The organism is Pseudomonas sp. UC 17F4 (assembly GCF_900101695.1).
GTDB lineage: Bacteria > Pseudomonadota > Gammaproteobacteria > Pseudomonadales > Pseudomonadaceae > Aquipseudomonas.
The window spans coordinates 3,381,979-3,402,214 of record NZ_FNKV01000001.1; the positions used below are offsets into that span (position 1 = coordinate 3,381,979).

The window sequence follows — 20,236 nt, forward strand, 5'->3', positions numbered from 1 at the left end:
CAAACTGCCAGTAAACTGCGTGTTTTCATCACCCTGAACATCCTTTCTTGAGGTTTTGCATGAAGCTCAGTCCTTTGGCGGGCAAACCGGCCCCGGCCTCCGTGCTGGTGGATATCCCGCAACTGTTGACCGCCTACTACACCGGCCAGCCCGATGCCAGCATCGCTACCCAGCGCGTGGCCTTCGGCACCTCCGGGCACCGTGGCAGCTCCCTGGACCTGAGCTTCAACGAAAACCACGTGCTGGCCATCAGTCAGGCCATTTGCCTGTACCGCCAGACCAAGGGCATCGACGGTCCGCTGTTCATCGGCGCCGACACCCATGCGCTGTCGACCCCGGCAGCAGCCAGCGCCCTGCAGGTACTGGCGGCCAACGGCGTTGAGGTGATGTTGTCCAAGGACGACGAGTACACTCCGACCCCGGCGGTGTCCCACGCCATCATCTGCTACAACCGCGGGCGCAGTAGCGGCCTTGCCGACGGCATCGTCATTACCCCGTCGCACAACCCGCCGCAAAGCGGTGGCTTCAAGTACAACCCGCCCAACGGCGGCCCGGCCGACAGCGATGTCACCAAGTGGATCGAGGCCAAGGCCAACGACCTGCTGGCAGCGGGCCTCGACGGCGTCAAGCGCATGGCCCATGAGCAGGCGCTGGCGGCCAGCACCACCCACCGTCATGACTATGTCGCCAGCTACGTCGCCGACCTGGAAAACGTCATCGACTTCGACGTGATCCGCGGCGCCAACCTGCGCCTGGGCGTCGACCCGCTGGGCGGAGCAGGGGTGCGCTACTGGTCGGCGATTGCCGAGCACTACAAGCTCAACCTGGAAGTGGTCAACACCGAGGTCGACCCGACTTTCCGCTTCATGTCGGTCGACTGGGACGGGCAGATCCGCATGGACCCATCCTCGCCGTACGCCATGCAAGGCCTGATCGGCCTGCGCGAGCGCTTCGACGTGGCCTTTGCCTGCGACCCGGACCACGACCGCCACGGCATCGTTACCAAAAATGGCCTGCTCGCCCCGAACAACTACCTGGCGGTGGCCATCGACTACCTGTTCCAGCACCGTCCCCAGTGGCGCAGCGACGCCGCCGTGGGCAAGACCGTGGTCAGCAGCGGCCTGATTGACCGCGTCACCGCGCGCCTGGGCCGTCGCCTGTTCGAGGTGCCGGTGGGCTTCAAGTTCTTTGCCGACGGCCTGTTCGATGGCTCCCTGGGCTTTGGTGGCGAGGAGAGCGCTGGCGCCTCGTTCCTGCGCAAGGACGGCAGCGTCTGGACCACCGACAAGGACGGCCTGATCCCGGCCTTGCTGGCGGCGGAAATCACCGCGCGCACCGGCCGCGACCCGAGCCAGGCCTATGCCGAGCTTACCGCTACGCTGGGCGAGCCGTTTGCCACCCGCGTCGAGGCCAAGGCCAACCCGCAGCAAAAGGCCCTGCTTAGCAAACTGGCACCGGAGCAGGTCAAGTCGACCATGCTCGCCGGTGAGCCGATCGAGCAGATCCTCAGCCATGCGCCGGGCAACAACCAGGCCATTGGTGGCCTCAAGGTGATGACTGCCAATGGCTGGTTCGCCGCGCGGCCGTCGGGTACCGAGGACATCTACAAGATCTACGCCGAAAGCTTCATCGATCAAGCGCACCTGCAGCGCCTGGTGGCCGAAGCCCAGGAACTGGTGGATGCGGCGATTGCCTGACCGCTAACAGCATCGCGGGTCAAGCCCGCTCCTACAGATGGGTGTAGGAGCGGCGGTGCGGCGATCCGACTTGACCCGCGATGGCCCTCACGCGATATCAACCAGCACTATCTCGCTGTCCTGCACCGCCATCACCCTGAGCACCTGCTCATCCTCGATCGCCAGCCCGTCACGGGCTTCGACGCTCACGCCGTTGACTTCAACCAGGCCCTTGGCCGGCACCAGGTAGCCTCGACGCCCGGCTTCGAAGCGGTATTCGGCGCTTTCCCCGGCGCGCAAGGTCGCCGCCACCAGGCGTGCATCGGCACGAATCTGCAGCGCCTGCTCATCGCCTTCACGGCCGCTGGCCAGGGTCACGAAGCCTTCGCCGCGCTCGCCTTTGGGGAACGGCCGGGTGCCCCAGGACGGCGCCTGGCCGACGCGCTGCGGGATGATCCAGATCTGGAAGATGCGCGCATCGACCTGCTCCAGGTTGTACTCGCTGTGGGTGATGCCGGTGCCGGCACTCATCACCTGCACGTCACCGGCTTCGGTACGGCCCTTATTGCCCAGGTTGTCCTGGTGGCTGATGGCGCCTTCACGTACATAAGTGATGATTTCCATGTCGCGGTGCGGGTGCGGCGGGAAGCCGCTGCCGGCGGCGATCAGGTCGTCGTTCCAGACCCGCAGGGTACCCCAGTGCATGCGCGCCGGGTCATGGTATTCGGCGAACGAGAAGTGATGATGGGCGTCGAGCCAACCATGGTTGGCATGGCCAAGGCTCTTGAACGGGCGCAGTTGCAGCATGATGGTTGTCCTCGAAAGTGAGTGGATGGGACAAATGATCCATCAATCAATGATCGAAAATAAGCGTAAATTTCGACTGATAATAATCATGTTTGTCGATATATAGAGCTGCGGTAATTTGTACGCTTCATCGCCTAATTCACTGATCTACAAGTAATCGGCTGGTGATTTTTGCCCGATGGAGCGAACATGGCCGCTGGTTTTCATTCTGTTGGAGTCGGTGTGTCTGAAGAGCGTCCCAAGCTACCCCTGGAGTTGATTGCGCCGGCGCAGTTGCCTTGGCTGCGGCGCCTCGCTGCGCGCCTGCTGGGTCGAGGCCTGAGCCGTTTGCAGGCGCAGCACCGCGACTCCTGGTTCCAGGGCCATGCCAATGGTCAGCGCACCGGTCACGCCGATGGCTTGCGCGAAGGCTACGAAGAAGGGCGGATTGATGGCTACGAAGCCGGGCGCCAGGTTTTGGTGATCCGTGACACCCGCCCCGACGGCCATGGCGTGCCCGGGCTCGACGACGCCCTGTTCGACGACTGGCGCCTGGCGCTGACTGCCGAGCTCAAGAAGCGCTTCAAGGCCGACGTCGCCCAGCGCCTGCCAGCCCACGCCCAGCCGAGCGCGGCGCAGTGGAAGATGATCTTCAGCGACACGCCGTCGACCTGCGTGATCGCCGGTGCCGGCGCCGGCAAGTCGACTTCGCTGGTACTGCGCATCCTGCTGTTGCGCCATTACCTGGGCTACGAGCTGGACGCCATGACCGTGGTGACCTTCACCCGCGAATCGCGCAAGGACTTCATCAACCGCCTGGTCCAGGTCTTTGCCCTGTGGCAACTGGAACTCAGCCAGGTGCAGGCGCGCGAGCTGGTGCGCACCTTCCATTCGCGTATCCTGCCGCTGGTGCGCAGCCTGCCGGGTTTCAGCCAGGTGCGCGCCTTCGAGACCCTGGGCAGCGAAATGCCCGGCGGCAGCGAAGCCAATGCTGACAGCAACCCGTTCGACCTGCGTATCAACGATGCCCAACGCCAGCAACTCAACCTCTGTTACCGCGACCTGCTGGGCAGCAGCCCGCGCTTTGCCGAGCTGATCGCCGGCCTGCGCCGCGAGGCCCTGCAGCTCAAGGCGCTGGACCGCGACCACCCCGATGTGCAAAAGCGTGTGGCGGTGACCCAGCTGTCGGCCAGCCGCGATGAAGAGCTGTGCGACACCCTCGAAGACCTGTGGTTTGCTGCCGGTGCCTGGCCGATCAAGGGCATCGAGCCGAGCCGCGAAACCGTCGAAATCAACGGTAGCCGCTTTCATTTCCATGGCCATATCGCTGAGCTGGACGCCTACGTAGTGCTCGGTTTCGACCCCAAGGAAAACCAGCAGTACAAGCGCCCCGGGGCCAAGCTGCCGGTGTGGGCGGAGTGGGTGATCAAGCGCACCCTGTTTCAAGCTTTCTGCGATAAGCCTGTGATTTGGCTGGAAAACTACGCTGCGGCCAAGCGCCTGACATCGTCCCTGGCCGGTGATGCCGTGGCCGGGCCGGGCTTTGATTACAAGGTCAAGGGCGAGCTGGGCGCGGCGCCGCTGCTGGATGCCTTTGTTGGCGCTGCCGGCTTTATCGAGAACCTCGGGCTTGAGGTCAACAAGGCGGTCGGTGCCATGAGCTTCCCGGCCGGCGACACCGACGCCCTGTTCTTTGAAGCCCTGGGCCTGTACTGGAAAGCCCTGGAGGCGCACCTGCTGGGCCAGTCGCCGCCGATCATGAGCTACAACCGCATGTTCGCCCTGTTCGGCGAGAACAACCCGCAGAACCTGCAACTGTTGCCCGACCCGTTGTTGCGGCCGTTGGCACACCTGATGATCGACGAGTTCCAGGACGTCTCGCCGCAGATCGTGTCCTGGCTGCGCGCCTGCCTGCGCGAGATCCGCCGCCGTGGCCCGGCCATGCAGGTCGGGCGGGTGGCGCAGCATTCGTCGCTCTTGTGCGTGGGCGATGACTGGCAGTCGATCTACGGCTGGCGTGGCAGTTCGCCCAAGTACTTCATGGAGTTTGCCAAGGAGTTCCCGGCGCCGAGCAGCACGCGGGTGATGCTCGCCGACAACTACCGCAGCCACCAGCACATCATCGATGCGGCCGAGCATATCGTCAAATCGGCGCCGGCCATCAGCGGCAAGAAGGCCAGGGCTTGCGGCCCGGCGGCCGAGACGCCGCTGCCGGTCAAGGTGCTCGAGCGCGACGAGGCGAGCCTGGCCGAAACCCTGCTGGAGCACTACCGCAACGGCGAATCGGTCATGCTGCTGTACCGCAAGAGCAGCGACAAGGCGGCGATTGCCGAGCACCTGCAGGCACTGGTCAACCACGAAGCCGGTTTGCCGGCGGCGCAACGGCGCCTGCGCCAGCTGACCTATCACAGCGCCAAGGGCCTGCAGGCCGACGCGGTGTTCATGCTCGGCGACTGCCAGCACCTGACCCATTCGCCGTACAAGAACCAGGTCTATCGTCAGGCGGGCCTGGGCCGCAGCGGCGATGCCCAGGCGTTCGACAACGCGCAAAAGGACGAAGTCCTGCGCCTGGCCTACGTGGCCATTACCCGCGCGGCGAAACACTGCTACTGGTATGTCGAGAAGCCCACGGCAGAGGCGGCCAACCTGCCTCGCGCCTCCAGCCAGGTGGATGGGCGCAAGGCCTTTTTTGCCGACGAGCGCGTGCCTGGCTAGGGCCGCTTGACCCGGCACCAGGCGGCGTACAGCGCCGGCAGGAACAACAGGGTGAGGGCGGTGGCGACGATCAGGCCGCCCATGATGGCCACCGCCATGGGCCCGAAGAAGATGCTGCGCGACAGCGGAATCATCGCCAGCACCGCCGCCAGGGCGGTCAGCACGATGGGCCGAAAGCGCCGTACCGTGGCCTCGATGATCGCCTGCCAGCGGTCCATGCCGGCCTTGATGTCCTGTTCGATCTGATCGACCAGGATCACCGAGTTGCGCATGATCATGCCCGACAGGGCGATGGTACCCAGCAGTGCGACAAAGCCGAACGGCTGCTGGAACATCAGCAGAAACAGGGTGACGCCGATCAGCCCCAGCGGGGCGGTGAGGAACACCATGATCGAGCGCGAGAAACTGCGCAACTGGACCATCAACAGGGTCAGCACCACCACGACGAACAGCGGCAGGCCAGCCTTCACCGACTGCTGGCCGCGCGCCGAGTTCTCTACCGTGCCGCCGACTTCCAGCAGGTAGCCGTCAGGCAGGCTGGCGCGGATCGGCTCCAGGGTCGGCTGGATCTGCTTGACCAGGCTCACCGGTTGCTGGTCGCCCTGGATATCGGCGCGAATGGTCACTGTCGGCAGGCGGTTGCGGTGCCAGATCACCCCCTCTTCAAAGCCGTATTCAAGAATCGCGATCTGCGCCAGGCTGACGCTATGGCCCTGGGCGGTCGGCATCGACAGGCTGGACAGTTGCGACAGTTGCTGGCGCTCCTGCTCGCTGCCGCGCACAAGAATCTCGATCAGTTCGTTGTCTTCGCGGTACTGGCTGACCGCAGCGCCGGTCAGCGAGCCCTGGAGGAACCGCGACAGGTCGGCGGTGCTGGCCCCCAGCGCCCGGGCGCGGTCCTGGTCGATGTTCAAGCGCACCACCTTGCTTGGCTCTTCCCAGTCGAGGTGGACGTTGAGCACATGGGGGTTCTCGCGAATTTTGTCGGCCACCTCGCGGGCCAGGGCGCGGACCTCCTGAATGTGTTCACCCGATACCCGAAACTGCACCGGGTAGCCCACCGGCGGCCCGTTCTCCAGGCGTGAGACCCGTGTGCGCAGGGCCGGGAATTGTTCATTGAGGGTCGCGACCAGCCACTGGCGCAGCGCTTCGCGGTCCTCGATGGTTTTCGCCAGCACCACGAACTGGGCAAAGCTTGCCGCCGCCAGTTGCTGGTCCAGGGGCAGATAGAAGCGCGGCGAACCGGTGCCGACATAGGCCACGTAGTTGTCGATGCCGTCATGCTCGGCCAGCAGGCGCTCCAGGCGATGGACCTGTTGTTCGGTCGCGGTCAGCGATGCACCCTCGGCCAGCTTGATATCTACCATCAGCTCCAGGCGCCCCGAGGCCGGAAAGAACTGCTGCGGGACGAAGCGAAACAGCAGGATCGAGGCGACGAACAACCCCAGGGTCAAGGCGATCACGGTTTTGCGATGGTCCACGCACCAGGCCACCAGTGCCCGCACCCGGCGGTAGAAGGGCGTGTCGTAAGTGGCCTGGGCGCCGTGCGCCTGAGCTTGCGCGCCGGTGTGGCTGCGCTGTGGCAGCAGCCGTGCGCCCAGGTAGGGGACGAACACCACCGCGGCGATCCACGACATCAACAGTGCCAGGGTCACCACCTGGAAGATCGAGCGGGTGTATTCGCCGGTGTCCGACTGCGCGGTGGCAATCGGCAGAAAACCTGCGGCGGTGATCAGGGTGCCGGTGAGCATCGGAAAGGCCGTGCTGGTCCAGGCGTAACTGGCCGCGGCCAATCGGTCGAGGCCTTGCTCCATCTTGATCGCCATCATTTCCACGGCAATGATCGCGTCGTCGACCATCAATCCCAGCGCCAGCACCAGTGCCCCCAGGGAGATCTTGTGCAGGCCGATGCCCAGGTAGTACATGGCGGTAAAGGTCATGGCCAGCACCAGCGGGATCGACAGGGCCACGACCAGGCCGGTGCGCAGCCCCAGCGACAGGAAGCTGACCACCAGCACGATCACCAGGGCTTCGCTCAGCACCCGGACAAACTCGCCGACGCCGGTCTTTACCGCCGCCGGCTGGTCAGAGACCTTGTGCAGTTGCATGCCCGCCGGCAAGTGCTGCTGCAGGCGGGCAAACTCGCCTTGCAGAGCCTGGCCGAGGACCAGGATGTCGCCGCCGGCCTTCATCGACACGGCAAGACCGATCGCCGGTTCGCCCATGAAGCGCATGCGCGGCGCCGGCGGGTCGTTGAAGCCGCGCTTGACCTCGGCAACGTCACCCAGGCGAAAGGTATTGCCGGCCACCTGCAGGGGGAAGTTACGGATCTGCTCGACGGTCTCGAAGCGCCCGCTGACCCGCAATTGCACGCGGTCGGTCGGGGTCTCGACGAAACCGCTGGCGGCCACCGCGTTCTGTTCCTCAAGGGCCTGGCGCACCGCGCCGAGGCTCAGGCCGAGGTTGACCAGCTTGGTGTTCAACAGCTCGATCCAGATCTTTTCATCCTGCAGGCCCAGCAGCTCGACCTTGCCGACGTCCTTGACCCGTTGCAGCTGCAACTGGATGCGGTCGGCGTAGTCTTTGAGCACGGCATAGTCGTAGCCCTGGCCGGTCAAGGCATAGATGTTGCCGAAGGTGGTGCCGAATTCATCGTTGAAGAACGGCCCGAGCGTGCCCTGGGGCAGGGTGTGGCGGATATCGCTGACCTTCTTGCGGACCTGGTACCACAGCTCGGGCAGTTTCGCCGAGTTCAGGGTCTGGCTGGCAGTGAAGATCACCTGCGATTCCCCCGGGCGCGAGAACGAGGTGATGCGTTCATACTCGCCGGTTTCCATCAGCTTCTTTTCGATCCGTTCGGTGACCTGGCGCGCCACCTCTTCGGCGCTCGCCCCGGGCCACAGGGTACGGATGACCATGGCCTTGAAGGTGAAGGGCGGGTCTTCGCTCTGGCCCAGCTTGGTGTAGGCCAGGGCGCCGGTCACGGCCATCAGCAACATCACATAGAGGACGATCTGGCGATTGCGCAGCGCCCAGGCAGACAGGTTGAAATTCATCCGGGCTACTCCTTGCCGGCCAAGGCAACCTGACGGTTCTGGTTATCGACCGGCTGGACCTTCTGCCCCTCGCGCAGCACCTGAACCCCGGCGCTGACCACCCAGTCGTCCGGCGCCAGCCCCTGCAGCACCGCGACCTGCTGTTCGCCAAAGCTGCCGATGCTGACGAAGGCACGGCGCAGGGTCGATTGCTGCGGGTCGACCACCCACACAAACGGCCGGTTGGCTTCAGCGCTGAGCGCCGACAGCGGCACTGCCAGGGGCGCGCTGGCTTCATGGGCGATGAACACTCGCGCGCTTTGCCCCAGCTCCACCGGCACTGCGTTGTCGGTGAAGGTCACCCGGGCGGCAAAGGTCCGTGAGCGGGGGTCGGCCGACGGTGACATCTCGCGGATCTGGCCTTTGAAGCGCCGTTGTGGTTGCGACCACAGCTCGATCGATACCGGCTGGCCAATGCGAAAACGCTCGAAGGCTTGCTCCGGCAAGTTGATCAGCACTTCACGCTCGCCGTCGGCGGCCAGGCTGAACACCGTGCGCCCGGCGCTGACCACCTGCCCGACTTCGAGCATGCGCCGGGCAATCACCCCGCTTTGGGTGGCGCGCAGCACGGCATAGTCGGCCTGGTTGCGGGCACTGTTGAATTGCGCGGTGGCCTGCCTGAGCTGGGCTTCGCCTGCGCGGTAGGCGTTGTCGACATTCTCGAATTGTGAATGGCTGACCATATTGCGCTGCAACAGCCGCTGGTAGCGATCACGCTCGGCCTGCACCAGGCGCAGGTTGGCCTGGGCGGCGGCCACCTGGGCGCGGCGGGCGTCGAGCTGAAAATGCAGGTCTTGCGGGTCGAGTTGCGCCAGTGGCTGGCCCTCGCGAACCTTCTGGCCAACCTCGACCAGGCGCTTGCTGACCTTGCCATCGATGCGAAAGGCCAGCTCCGGCTCGAAGCGTGCGCGCACTTCCCCCGGGTAGGCATCGGCCAGGTCGGTCGCCGCCTGCGGATGGACAATCAGCACCGCAAGGGGAGGGGGCGAAGGCGGGGCAGGGGCGTCACAGGCCGCGAGCAGAGCAATGAGGCTGACAGGCAATACCATAGACAACACGGGGCTGTGCATGCGGATAAACCTTCCCTGGGCGTTGTAATTGTTATGGGCAGCGAAAAGATCCTAGGTCTGCTACCCCCCAGCGTCCAGTAATGAAATGTAAATCCGGGCAACGCTGAAACTGCAAATTCAGCGGGAAAATAGCGTGACCGTTTGGTCACTGTAAGACCGATAGTTATTTATTAAAAAATATCAACTCATTTGAATAGCCGTTATCGCCAATCCCTCTTTATGGCGTGATGCCCGGTCTAGACTTGTTACTCGATGCTGGTGTGACAACATCTTTACAGGTAAACAGCGCAAGTGCCCGGCGAAGGGATCCAAAAGCGATGAGCGGCATTTTTTTTCGCTTGACGCTCGAAAAGAACCGTGCAACTTTTGGAAACAGTTAAGCGAGGAGCGCGAATATGTCGAACGGAGTCGACCACGTCATTCGGGTTGCAGTTAAACCCATCACCACACGGCTTTTGTCGTCTCGGTCCTGCTCAGATTGCTGGCGTAACCGCTGCTGCTACATGCAGTAGACACGGTCTCGGGCAATCGCTGTCAATGCTGCCGAAGTAGCCTGAATAGTCACAACTGTTTGGGATGTTTCTTACGCTGTATTACGCCGCCGTAAAGTAGTCGGTCTGTTATCGTCGATTTGGCCTTGAACCCAGGGCCAACTGTTCAGCCTGCGCGCCGGTGTAGTGGCGGGCGAGCGGCTGGGCATCGGAAAGTTGTAGAAAACCAACAATAAGAAGGTGTGTGCAATGAATCAAGGTCTGATGTTTTATCCGGCGCTGGCAATGATCCTGCTGACCGTCGTGGTGCTGTATCTGATGTTTCGTGGACGGCAAAGTGCCGTGAAGTCCGGAGCGCTGAGTGCCGCTTACTTCAAGACCTATGACACCGGCGAGAAGCTGCCGCGGGCAGTGCGCCAGACCGAGCGCTGCTTTCACAACCTGTTGGAGTCGACGCCACCGTTCTACTTCCTGTGTGTCGCCCTGATCAGCCTGGCCAAGGTTGACTGGGTGTTCATCGGCCTGGCCTGGGCCTACGTCGCCTGCCGGGTGCTGCAGAGCCTGGTGCACGTCACCAACAACAAGGTCGGGCCACGCTCCAAGCTGTTCATGCTGAGCTGGCTGGTGCTCCTGGCGATGTGCGTGCGCCTGGGCTTTCTGATCCTCTGACAGTACGTTTGTTTGTTTCTAATGATAGACCGCGGCTACTACTGGCAATCACCGGAGACCGTTCGAGATGAGCACAACAATAACAACAACAGCGCGTGGCAGTAAAAGCAGGCGAATGTTTATAACCGGGGTGTTGTCGGCCATCCTCTACGGCGGCTGGGCCTATTATGTAAACGCCGGGCTGGAAACCGCCATGGCCTCGGCCATGGTACAGGCGCTGGGCAGCTTTATTGGCGGCTACCTGGTTGCCGGCCTGGTAGAGTTTGCCTTTAGCGTCACGCCCAAACCCTGGCGCTTTCCAATTGCTGCATTTGTCCCCTATGGCTTGACCCTGCTGACCTATGCCGCTGCGCATCGATTGGTCGGTACGCCGGAAATTCTCAAAACCATCATGCTCAATATTATTGTCGGGACACCCTACTTTGTTCTTTATTGCGTAAAACTTGAACGCAATGAAGCGCAGCGTTTGATAGTGAGCAGTTGAGTCTCTTACGTCACAGCTAATAACACTGTTTCAATAACACGTCGGTCGCGCGCGAGTTAGGGCTGTGCGCTGTATAAAAATAATAACGAACCAGAGCCGTTAATCATGAATATGAACGTTGAGCGGAGCACCTCGCTGGTGAAACCGTCGGCCGCTGCATCGGTAGTTGCAACGCTGGTGGATCTCGCCCGTCATCATGCCCGGGTACAACCCGATAAACAGTACCTGTTGTGGCTCGACAAGGGCCGCGAAGAGGGCAAGACCTATACCTTCGCCGAGTTGGATTACGCCGCCAGGGCACTGGCGGTCGAACTTCAACAGCAACTGGCCCTGAAGGCCGGCGCCGAGCGGCAACCACCGGCGGCGATCATCGCCACGCAACCCGGGCCGCAGTTTGTATTGGCGTTTTTCGCCTGCCTGTATGCCGGCATTGCCGCAGTGCCGGTCTACCCGCAGAAGAAAAATGAAAGCAGTGAACGCTTGTGCCGGGTCATCAGCGATGCCGGGGCGCAGTTGCTGATCACTGACCGGCTGTCGCTGGCGGCGCTGCTCGCGCATGAGGCCATCACCGGCCTGGTGCAGGTGGTCGACGTCGACCAGGCCGACCCCGCGCTTGCCGGGCAATGGCAGGCGCCGGCCATCGATGCAGACTCAGTTGCCTTCATCCAGTACACCTCGGGCTCCACCGGCATTCCCAAGGGCGTGGTGGTCACTCACGCCAACCTGATGAGCAACGAGCAGATGATTGCCGAGTCGCTCAATCACGACCACAACACCGTGTATGTCAGCTGGCTGCCGGTGTTCCACGACCTGGGCCTGATCGGCCTGCTGCAGGCGTTCTACCTGGGCGTGCGCTGCATCCTTATGTCGCCGCTGGCTTTTGTCGCCAACCCGCTGCGTTGGCTGGAGGCGATTTCCCGTTACCGCGCAACCACCAGCGGCGCGCCGAACTTTGCCTACGACCTGTGCCTGCAGCGCACCACGCCAGAGCAACGACAGCAGCTGGACCTGAGCAGCTGGACGGTCGCCTACAGCGGCGCCGAACCGGTGCGCAAGGGCACCCTCGAGCGCTTTGCCGAAGCCTTTGCCGACAGTGGCTTCCGGGCGCAGGCGTATTGCCCTTGCTATGGCATGGCCGAAAGCACGCTGTTCGTCACCGGCGTGCCGCAAGGCGTCACGCCGCTGACCCTGACCCTGGACAAAGCGCAGCTCAACCTCGACCGCGCGGTGCTGGTCGACGCACAGCACGCCGGGCCACAGAGCATTCACTTCGTCAGCTCCGGGGTACCGGCGCAAAGCTGCCAGGTACGCGTGGTCGACCCGCAGCGCTGCGTGGCGCTGGCGGACGATCTGGTCGGTGAAATCTGGGTCAGCAGCCCGAGCGTCAGTGGCGGCTATCGCAACCGCCCGCAACTGTCCCAGGAGGTGCTGCAGGCAACCCTTGAAGGCGAGCCGCAGCGGCGCTTCCTGCGCACCGGCGACCTGGGCTTCATGCACCAGGGCGAGCTGTTCGTCACCGGCCGGCGCAAGGATCTGATCATCATCGATGGCAAAAATCACTACCCCCACGACCTTGAACAGACCATCGAAAGCACCCTCGCCGAGCTGAGCATCAGCATCGCCAATGCCTTTTCCATCGCGGCGTTTTCCGTCGATCGCGACGAGCGCGAGCAACTGGTGGTGGTGATCTCGCTGCACAAGAGCCAGGCGCAGATCTTCTCGGTCGCACAGACCAGCCAGGCGATCAGCGCGGCAGTGGCGCGTGCCCATGGTGTGGCCCTGGATGAGCTGTTGTTCGTCAGCAGCCGCTTGCCCTTGACCTCCAGTGGCAAGTTGCAGCGCGCGCAGTGCCGCAGCCTGTACCTGGACGGGCAGTTGCAGGCGGTGGTCTCGCCGTTCGAGCTCAACCACCAGGGCACCAGGGAGGTGACGTCATGAGCCAGCAACAGATCGCCCAATGGCTGCGCGAACACCTGGCAAGCCTGCTCAAGCTTGACCTGGCCCAGGTCGACAGCGCCCTGGCGTTCGATGAGTACGGCGTCGCCTCGCGCGATGCCGTGGGCATGATCGGTGAGCTCGGTGAATGGCTTGAGCGCGAGCTCGATCCTGCCCTGGTCTACGACTACCCGTCGATCGACGAACTCAGCAACCACCTTTCCACGTTCACGAGGGCTGAACCATGAACCCAGTACCGCAGCACGGCGCGCGCGTCGATTGCGAGGACGAGTTTCGCCGCCTGATGACCCGCCCGCGCTTCGCCTGGCCGACCATCATCCTGTTCGTGGTGATCATGCTGGCCTTCATCCTGTCCACGGCGCTGGCGGTCAGCGACCGCCTGGCCATGGGCTGGGCATTCGTCATCAACACCTTGTGTTCGTACCTGGCCTACACCGTGTTGCACGAAGCGTCCCACGGGCTGATCTGCGCCAACCGCTTTGCCAATGACGTCATTGGCCGCCTGGGGTTCCTGCTGGTGACCCTGACGCCGTTCTTGCGCACCTACCGCTTCCTGCACATGGCCCACCACCATCACACCAATGATCCGCGCCTGGACCCGGATTATTCCTGCGGTGGCGGCCGCGCCTGGACCCTGCCGCTGCGCTGGCTGATGATGGACAGTGCCTACATCACCACCTACTTTCGCAACGGCTCTTATCAGTCCCGGCCGACCGCCGAGAAGGTCGAGTTCTGGCTGGCCTGGCTATTTGCCGTGGCGGTGGTGGTGACAGTCTGCCTGATGGGCTGGATCGTACCGTTCCTGGTGCTGTACCTGCTGCCGACCCGGGTCGCGCAATTCTTCCTGGCGATCACCTTCGACTACTTGCCGCACTTTCCCCACGCCACCAAGGCGCACGACAACAAGTACCAGGCGACCAACAACCGGGTCGGCATGGACTGGCTGTTCTTCCCGTTGTTCGTCGGCCAGAACTATCACCTGTCGCACCACCTGTACCCCGGCGCGCCGTTCTATCGCTACAAGAAAGTCTGGCTGTCGAGAAAGACCCGTCATGAAGCCCAGGCGCCGGCACTGGTGCCCGGGCACCGGCTGGCACCGATCAAGCAACCCCTTTCTCTGGCTGAGTAACTGAAGGCAGGTGATGGACATGAACCATTCGATTTCCAGTGTTGCCGACCCGGCCCAGGTGCGCCCTGTGTCCTTGAGTGATCAGCCACAGGCGCCAGCCTCGGCGCTGCAGGCGATTTTCGAGCAACAGACGGCAGCCTTTCTCGAACAGCCGATGCCCAGCCTTGAGGAGCGCCTGCGCGCGCTGGACGACCTCGAGCAACTGGTGCGCAGCCACATCCCGCAGATCCAGGCGGCGCTGGACAAGGACTTCGGCCACCGCTGCGAAGAAGAAACGCTGATGGCCGAGATCGTCGGCAGCCTCAAGGCCTGCACCTACGCCAAGCGTCATCTGAAGCGCTGGATGAAACGCCGGCGCTGCGCGGTGGACATCAACTTCAAGCCCGCCCGCGCCTGGGTGATGCCGCAGCCGCTGGGGGTAGTGGGAGTCATGTCGCCGTGGAACTACCCCTTTGGCCTGGTGATCAAGCCGCTGATCGCCGCATTGGCCGCCGGCAACCGGGTAATGATCAAGCCCAGCGAAATGGCCCCGGCAGTCGGCCGCCTGCTGCAGGTGATGCTGGCCAAGGCCTTCAAGCCGTCGCACGTGTGCGTGGTCGAAGGCGACCAGCAACTGGCCCGGCAGTTTACTGAACTTGCCTTCAACCACCTGCTGTTTACCGGCAGCACTTCGGTCGGCAAGCAGGTGATGGCGGCCGCGGCGGCCAACCTCACGCCGCTGACCCTGGAGCTGGGCGGCAAGTCGCCGGTGATCATCGACGAGCACTTCGACATGCGGCGCGCAGTCAAGTCGATCGTGACCGGCAAGCTGCTCAATGCCGGGCAAACCTGTACCGCACCGGACTACGTGATGGTGCCCAAGGCGCGCCAGGCCGAGTTCGTCGAGGCGTTCAGCGCGCAGGTCCGGCACATGTACCCCGACCCGCTGCACAGCCCGGATTACACCAGCATCATCAACAGCCGCCACTTCGAGCGCCTGCAGGGTTACTGCGACGATGCCATTGGCCGTGGGGCGCAGCAGCACCCGGTGTACCCGCAGCAGCTGTCTTGCGCGCAGAGCCGCAGGTTGTTGCCGACGCTGTTGATCGACCCGCCCGAGGATGCGCGGATCATGCAGGACGAGATCTTCGGCCCGCTGCTGATTGTCGTGCCTTACGAGCAGCTTTCCAGCGCCGTTGGCTACATCAACCAGCGCCCGCGGCCACTGGCCCTGTATGTGTTCACCGACGACCATAACGTCGAGGACTACGTGCTCAAAAGCACAGTGGCCGGTGGCGTGACCATCAATGACACGCTGCTGCACTACACCCAGGAATCGCTGCCGTTCGGCGGCGTCGGCAACAGCGGTTTCGGTGCCTATCACGGCGAACGCGGGTTCCAGGCCTTCAGCCATTTCAAGCCGGTGTTCCGCCAGTCGCGCATCAACTTCCTCGATGCGGTGCGCGCGCCCTATACCAGCAGTTCACGCTGGTTCCTGAAGAAAATGATCGGGATGGCCTGACCATGAACGCACCCCTGCACACTTCTAACCCGGCGCGCGTGCCTGACTGGTACGTCGAGCACATGCGCCCGGCTTGCGAGTTCGTCGCCAGCCTCGACCCGTTCCCGTTCTGCCAGCCGAGCGACCTGAGCGGCTACATCGCCTTGCACCAGAACGACTACCTGCGCCTGGGCAATCACCCGGCCGTGAGTGCCGCCCGCGCCGGGGCCAATGCCCAGTTGCGCGACGAGTCGTTCATGTCGAGCATCTTTGGCGGCAGCGCCGATGAGTGCGAGGCGTTCCGCGCGCAGATGGCCCGCTGCATGCGCGCCGACGACGCGATTCTGACCACCTCCGGCTGGGCCGCCAACGTCGGCCTGCTCGAGGCGATCACGCCGCTGTTCAAGCCGGTGTACATCGACAGGCATGCCCATGCGTCGCTGTATGACGGCATCAAGTTGTCGCTGGGCAAGAAGATCGTCATCGAACACAACGACACCGACGATCTGCTGCGCCGGCTGGAGAAGAACGGCCCGGGCATCGTCGTCATCGATGCGGTGTACAGCACCGACGGCTCGATCGGCGACATCCGCCGCTACCTGGAAATCTGCGAAGCCCACGAGTGCCTGCTGGTGCTCGACGAGGCGCATTCCTTCGGCATGTTCGGCAATGGCGGCGGGCTGGCGGTGGAACTGGGCCTGGCCGAACGCGTGCACTTTCGCACGGTGAGCCTGAACAAGGCGCTGGGCGGGCACGGCGGGCTGATTGCCGGCAATGCCCAAGCCATGCAGCTGGTGCGCGCCGGCTGTCGCTCGGTGATTTTCAGCTCGGCCACCTCCAGCGTCTCGGCGGCGGGGCACCTGGCTGCGCTGAACATCATCATGCACCAACCCGAGCGCGCCCGGCGCTGCCTGGACAACGCCAGCGAGTTTCGCCGCCAGTTGCAGGAGGCCGGGGTGGCGGTGGGCGACAGCCAGTGCCAGATCGTCTCGCTGTTTTTCGACGACGAACAGCAAGCCTGCGTGTTCTACGGCAAGTTGCAGCAGCGCGGGGTGTTGACCTCGGTGTTCCTGCAGCCGGCAATCCCGGCGGGCATGGGTGTGGTGCGCTATTCGATCCACTCCCAGCTCAGCGCCGCGGAGCTGGACAAGGCGGTCGCCGCCACCCTGCAAACCCTGATGGAAATGGACCTGCTCGATGCACCGCAGGCCAGCGCGCAACAGCGCGAAGGCTGAGCGTGTCTGCGCATAACTATAAAAACAAGGGAGTCATCATGAGCGATAAGAAACAAGGCAAGCTGTCGGTGCATCCGTACATCGGCGGCAGTGCCAGCAACCTGATCCGCAATGTCATCAAGCATGGCGGCGTCAGCCGCGACAAGCTGGCGACCTTCACCCTGACACTGTGCGGCACGGCGCTGACCTTGCCGCTGCGCCTGGTGGAAACCCTGCGGTTCAACAAGGCCATCGAGCGCAGCCGCCTGCAGGAAGACCCGATCTTCATCCTCGGCCACTGGCGCAGCGGCACCACCCATTTGCACAACGTCATCAGCCAGGACAAGCGCCTGGGCTACCTGACCACCCTGCAGGCAATTTTCCCTACCTGCGCGGTGATCCTCAGCCGCCACAAGCTGCTCAAACGCATGGTTGCCAGCCTGCTGCCGGCGCAGCGGATGATGGACAACATGAAGATCGGCGTCGACCTGCCCCAGGAAGAAGAATTCAGCCTGTCGTGCCTGATGACCACCTCGCACCACTGCAACCACTTTCCGCGCACCATCCGCGAAAGTTTCGACAAGTACGTGCTGTTCCAGACCAGCCCCGACGAGGTGGCGAACTGGGAAAAGGTCTACCAGCAGGTGATCAAGAAGGCCTCGTTCCTGGCCAACGGCAAGCGCCTGGTGCTGAAGAACCCCTACAACACCGCACGGATTCCGACGCTGCTCAAGCTCTATCCCAATGCCAAGTTCATTCATATTTCGCGCAACCCCTACAACATCTATGTCTCGGCGCTGCATGACTTCGTCAAGGAAGCCGAGGAAATGGCCTTGCAAGAGTTCACCAACGAGGACTTTTCCGAGCTCTGCTACAGCCTGTACGGGAAGATCATGAATGCCTATTGGGATGCGCGCGACCTGGTGCCGCCGGGCAACCTGGTCGAGGTGAGTTACGAGGACTTCGACGAAGACCCGCTCAACGAAGTCAAGCGCATCTACCAGACCCTCGACCTGCCGCTCGAGCCTGCCGTGCTCAAGGACATCGAGGCCTACCTGGCATCGATCGCCGGCTACAAGAAGAACAAATACACCTACAGCGAGCAGCAGGCCCGGGCCATCGAGGCCAACTGGGGCTTTGCCCTGGAAAAAATGAAATACAGCCTGCCGCCCGACATCGTCGTCGATAACAGCCGCGACTGGTCCTGCGACATGAACTACTGAGTGCCCTGGTTCACCCGTCAATGTCCGCGTGGGCCACAGGCTCACCCCTCTATAGCGCAGGAAGTGTGTTCATGAGCATGGCTGAAGATATCCACCAAACGGTTGCCCAGGGTCAGCAGGACTGGGCGTTCAGTGTCGGTGTGCAACTGGTGGTCTGGGGGCTGCCGATCGTCGAGTGCTGGAAGTATCGCCTGGGCAAGGTGGTCGGCCACGGCGCGCAAGCGCAGGGGCAGGCGATCAACGCCTTCCAGCATATGCGTAGCCTGTCGACCCGGGCGTCGAGCAAGTTCGTCAACTCGGCCACCGATTTTCTCTATTCAACCGCGGTACTGGATTTACACCAGGGCCCGCTGGTACTCACGGCGCCAGATTTCCAGGAGCGCTGGTATGGCCTGCAGGTGCTCGATCCGTACATGGAGACCCTGGCCAACCTCGGCACCCGCACCTATGGCCGACAACTGCCCAGCGTGGTGATTGCCAACCGTCGCGATCAGCATCGGGTGCCGGCGCAGGCCACGGTGATCTACAGCGACAGCGACTTTCTGTATGTGGTCGGGCGCATTGCCGCAGGCGATCATGAAGACCTGAGCGCGGTTAACGCCCTGCAGGACGGCCTGCGCCTGACACCGCTGCATGGCGCCGACCACCCGGGCTTTGACCTCGCGCAGGTTACCCCGGGGTCTTGTGCGCCGCTGCGCGCGGGCGATTCCAGTTGCCCGGCGGAGCTGGCGTTCTTCGAAGAGCTGGGCGCGGTGCTCAAGTTCGTCCCGCCCAGCGCCAGCGAAGGCATGTTGCTCGGGCTGATGGCCGACGTCGGTATCAGCGTTGAAAACGGCTTCGCCCACCAGAGCCTGGCACCTGCAGTGCGCGAAGGCCTGGCGCGCGCGGTGGTGCAAGCCACGGCGATCCTGCAAGGCAAGGTGTTCGAGCGCGGCGAGCTGAACAACGGCTGGAAGTTGCCGGGGGCGATCGGTAACTACGGCCATGACTACATCCTGCGGGCGCTGGTGTCGTTGCACGGCATCTGGGCCAACGTAGCGGAAGAAAGCCTGTACTTCATGGCCTGGACGGATTGCGAAGGCAACCTGCTGCATGGCGACAACCAGTATGAAATCCGCTTTGAAGCCGGGCAGTTGCCGCCGGTTGAAGCCTTCTGGTCGATCAGCTACTACGACGACCAGGGCCGCCTGACCGACAACCCGCAGGACAAGTACACGGTCAATTCGCTGTATCACCAGTTGCAGGCCAATGCCGATGGCTCGACCTCGGTGTTCATTGGCAAGGCGCCGGTTGCGCCGCCGTTCGCGGGGAACTGGCTGCCTTCGCACAGCGGCTACTTCAACCTCAACCTGCGCTGCTACAACCCGGGGCCAGCCTTGCTCTCGGGCCAGTACCGGGTGGCGCCGATCGTCCGCATCCAGGGGCAGTGAAGCCGATGAACAAGATCGCATTGATTACCGGCGGCTCATCCGGCCTGGGCCTGGAGCTGGCCGGGCAACTGGCCAGAAAAGGCTATGACGTGCTGCTGCTGGCCCGCGACGAGGGCCGGCTGCAGGCGGCCAAGGCCAGCCTTGAGGCGCTGAACAGCCGGATCAACGTGCACACCTTCGTCTGTGATGTTGCCGACGAGCAGGCCATGTGCAGCACCTTTGCCACGATCAGCCGGCGCTTTGAGGCCATCGACTTTCTGATCGTCAACGCGGCGATTGCCACCATCGACCTGCTGGGCGATTACAAGAGCCTGCAGGAGGTCAACCGCAACCTGAAGATCAACCTGCTCGGCGCGGTGTCGTCCACCTACCTGGGCATCCCCTTGCTGCGCCGCGGCGCCCATGTGCTGTTCATCTCATCGGGCTTTGGCCTGGTGGGCGCGGCCGGTTATTCGTTGTACGCCGCCTCCAAGGGCGGCCTGAACAACTTTGCCGATGCCATCCGCCGCGAGCTGTTACCGCGCCAGGTGCACGTGCACCTGGCCTGCCTGGGCGACCTGGACACGCCGATGTACGCCGGTGAGCTTGAGCATATGCCGGCCTGGATCAAGGCCAAGATGGGCCGTGGCAAGCCGATGCCCGCAGGCCAGGCGGCCGCGGCGATTCTCAAGGGCTGCTTCAGGCGCCAGTTTCGCATCAACCTGTCCAGTGACGTCAAGCTGCTGATTCTGGTGCAGAAGTTGTTACCGCAAAAACTGTCTACCTATGTCATCGACCGGGTGCTGCCGTTCCCGCCGGTTTGAACCGCCGGGCAGCCG

General features: G+C 63.2%; 15 protein-coding genes. 12 read left to right on the forward strand and 3 right to left on the reverse strand.

All coding sequences use genetic code 11. From position 1 onward, the window contains the following. Positions 1-59: 59 nt before the first annotated feature. A complete protein-coding gene (gene pgm / locus BLR26_RS15460) occupies positions 60-1,697 on the forward strand; it encodes a phosphoglucomutase (alpha-D-glucose-1,6-bisphosphate-dependent) (RefSeq protein ID WP_093382090.1) in 1,638 nt (545 codons plus the stop codon). Positions 1,698-1,784: 87 nt separating this feature from the next. Here pgm and BLR26_RS15465 read toward each other — a convergent pair whose 3' ends face one another. Then, positions 1,785-2,483: a pirin family protein gene (locus tag BLR26_RS15465; protein WP_093382094.1), complete on the reverse strand. Its 699-nt coding sequence runs from the start codon at positions 2,481-2,483 to the stop codon at positions 1,785-1,787. A 189-nt stretch (positions 2,484-2,672) separates the two neighbouring features. Between BLR26_RS15465 and BLR26_RS15470 the strand changes: the two genes are divergently transcribed. Further along, positions 2,673-5,177 (forward strand): UvrD-helicase domain-containing protein, encoded by a 2,505-nt coding sequence (locus BLR26_RS15470; protein WP_093382099.1) that lies wholly within the window; start codon positions 2,673-2,675, stop codon positions 5,175-5,177. Here BLR26_RS15470 and BLR26_RS15475 read toward each other — a convergent pair. Next, positions 5,174-8,233: an efflux RND transporter permease subunit gene (locus BLR26_RS15475; RefSeq protein ID WP_093382103.1), complete on the reverse strand. Its 3,060-nt coding sequence runs from the start codon at positions 8,231-8,233 to the stop codon at positions 5,174-5,176. The genes BLR26_RS15470 and BLR26_RS15475 overlap by 4 nt on opposite strands. A gap of 5 nt (positions 8,234-8,238) precedes the next feature. Beyond that, on the reverse strand, positions 8,239-9,342 hold the full coding sequence (locus BLR26_RS15480; protein ID WP_093382106.1) for an efflux RND transporter periplasmic adaptor subunit: 1,104 nt from the start codon (positions 9,340-9,342) through the stop codon (positions 8,239-8,241). Positions 9,343-10,082: 740 nt separating this feature from the next. Here BLR26_RS15480 and BLR26_RS15485 point away from each other — a divergent pair. The 10 genes from BLR26_RS15485 to BLR26_RS15530 all read left to right on the forward strand — a co-directional run bounded on the left by BLR26_RS15485 (position 10,083) and on the right by BLR26_RS15530 (position 20,221). Further along, entirely contained in the window at positions 10,083-10,502 is a 420-nt protein-coding gene (locus BLR26_RS15485; protein ID WP_045198192.1) for an MAPEG family protein, read from the forward strand. A 67-nt stretch (positions 10,503-10,569) separates the two neighbouring features. Beyond that, a complete protein-coding gene (locus tag BLR26_RS15490) occupies positions 10,570-10,986 on the forward strand; it encodes a hypothetical protein (RefSeq protein ID WP_045198194.1) in 417 nt (138 codons plus the stop codon). 105 nt (positions 10,987-11,091) lie between these two features. After that, positions 11,092-12,924, forward strand: coding sequence for a fatty acyl-AMP ligase (locus BLR26_RS15495; protein ID WP_093382109.1), 1,833 nt, complete (start codon positions 11,092-11,094; stop codon positions 12,922-12,924). Further along, positions 12,921-13,169 carry an acyl carrier protein gene (locus BLR26_RS15500; RefSeq protein ID WP_093382114.1) on the forward strand — a complete coding sequence of 83 codons (249 nt, stop codon included), beginning with the start codon at positions 12,921-12,923 and terminating at the stop codon, positions 13,167-13,169. The genes BLR26_RS15495 and BLR26_RS15500 overlap by 4 nt, the downstream gene beginning before the upstream one ends. Then, entirely contained in the window at positions 13,166-14,071 is a 906-nt protein-coding gene (locus tag BLR26_RS15505; protein ID WP_052676521.1) for a fatty acid desaturase, read from the forward strand. Before BLR26_RS15500 ends, BLR26_RS15505 begins: the two co-directional genes overlap by 4 nt. A gap of 19 nt (positions 14,072-14,090) precedes the next feature. Further along, positions 14,091-15,572 (forward strand): coniferyl aldehyde dehydrogenase, encoded by a 1,482-nt coding sequence (locus BLR26_RS15510; RefSeq protein WP_082075446.1) that lies wholly within the window; start codon positions 14,091-14,093, stop codon positions 15,570-15,572. 2 nt (positions 15,573-15,574) lie between these two features. After that, positions 15,575-16,786: an aminotransferase class I/II-fold pyridoxal phosphate-dependent enzyme gene (locus BLR26_RS15515; protein WP_052676522.1), complete on the forward strand. Its 1,212-nt coding sequence runs from the start codon at positions 15,575-15,577 to the stop codon at positions 16,784-16,786. Positions 16,787-16,824: 38 nt separating this feature from the next. Continuing rightward, entirely contained in the window at positions 16,825-17,988 is a 1,164-nt protein-coding gene (locus BLR26_RS15520) for a sulfotransferase family protein (RefSeq protein ID WP_093382123.1), read from the forward strand. A 71-nt stretch (positions 17,989-18,059) separates the two neighbouring features. Further along, entirely contained in the window at positions 18,060-19,418 is a 1,359-nt protein-coding gene (locus tag BLR26_RS15525; protein ID WP_176794251.1) for a DUF1254 domain-containing protein, read from the forward strand. Positions 19,419-19,423: 5 nt separating this feature from the next. Then, positions 19,424-20,221 carry an SDR family NAD(P)-dependent oxidoreductase gene (locus BLR26_RS15530; protein WP_045198203.1) on the forward strand — a complete coding sequence of 266 codons (798 nt, stop codon included), beginning with the start codon at positions 19,424-19,426 and terminating at the stop codon, positions 20,219-20,221. Positions 20,222-20,236: the final 15 nt, after the last annotated feature.

What these genes read in the sequence shown, in the direction of transcription:
- BLR26_RS15470 (WP_093382099.1), top strand. Translation starts at nt 2,673, where the DNA reads ATGGCCGCTGGTTTTCATTCTGTTGGAGTCGGTGTGTCTGAAGAGCGT.
- BLR26_RS15525 (WP_176794251.1), top strand. Translation starts at nt 18,060, where the DNA reads ATGAGCATGGCTGAAGATATCCACCAAACGGTTGCCCAGGGTCAGCAG.
- BLR26_RS15505 (WP_052676521.1), top strand. Translation starts at nt 13,166, where the DNA reads ATGAACCCAGTACCGCAGCACGGCGCGCGCGTCGATTGCGAGGACGAG.
- BLR26_RS15515 (WP_052676522.1), top strand. Translation starts at nt 15,575, where the DNA reads ATGAACGCACCCCTGCACACTTCTAACCCGGCGCGCGTGCCTGACTGG.
- BLR26_RS15485 (WP_045198192.1), top strand. Translation starts at nt 10,083, where the DNA reads ATGAATCAAGGTCTGATGTTTTATCCGGCGCTGGCAATGATCCTGCTG.
- BLR26_RS15490 (WP_045198194.1), top strand. Translation starts at nt 10,570, where the DNA reads ATGAGCACAACAATAACAACAACAGCGCGTGGCAGTAAAAGCAGGCGA.
- BLR26_RS15480 (WP_093382106.1), bottom strand. Translation starts at nt 9,342, where the DNA reads ATGCACAGCCCCGTGTTGTCTATGGTATTGCCTGTCAGCCTCATTGCT.
- BLR26_RS15475 (WP_093382103.1), bottom strand. Translation starts at nt 8,233, where the DNA reads ATGAATTTCAACCTGTCTGCCTGGGCGCTGCGCAATCGCCAGATCGTC.
- BLR26_RS15510 (WP_082075446.1), top strand. Translation starts at nt 14,091, where the DNA reads ATGAACCATTCGATTTCCAGTGTTGCCGACCCGGCCCAGGTGCGCCCT.
- BLR26_RS15495 (WP_093382109.1), top strand. Translation starts at nt 11,092, where the DNA reads ATGAATATGAACGTTGAGCGGAGCACCTCGCTGGTGAAACCGTCGGCC.
- BLR26_RS15520 (WP_093382123.1), top strand. Translation starts at nt 16,825, where the DNA reads ATGAGCGATAAGAAACAAGGCAAGCTGTCGGTGCATCCGTACATCGGC.
- BLR26_RS15530 (WP_045198203.1), top strand. Translation starts at nt 19,424, where the DNA reads ATGAACAAGATCGCATTGATTACCGGCGGCTCATCCGGCCTGGGCCTG.
- BLR26_RS15465 (WP_093382094.1), bottom strand. Translation starts at nt 2,483, where the DNA reads ATGCTGCAACTGCGCCCGTTCAAGAGCCTTGGCCATGCCAACCATGGT.
- BLR26_RS15500 (WP_093382114.1), top strand. Translation starts at nt 12,921, where the DNA reads ATGAGCCAGCAACAGATCGCCCAATGGCTGCGCGAACACCTGGCAAGC.
- pgm (WP_093382090.1), top strand. Translation starts at nt 60, where the DNA reads ATGAAGCTCAGTCCTTTGGCGGGCAAACCGGCCCCGGCCTCCGTGCTG.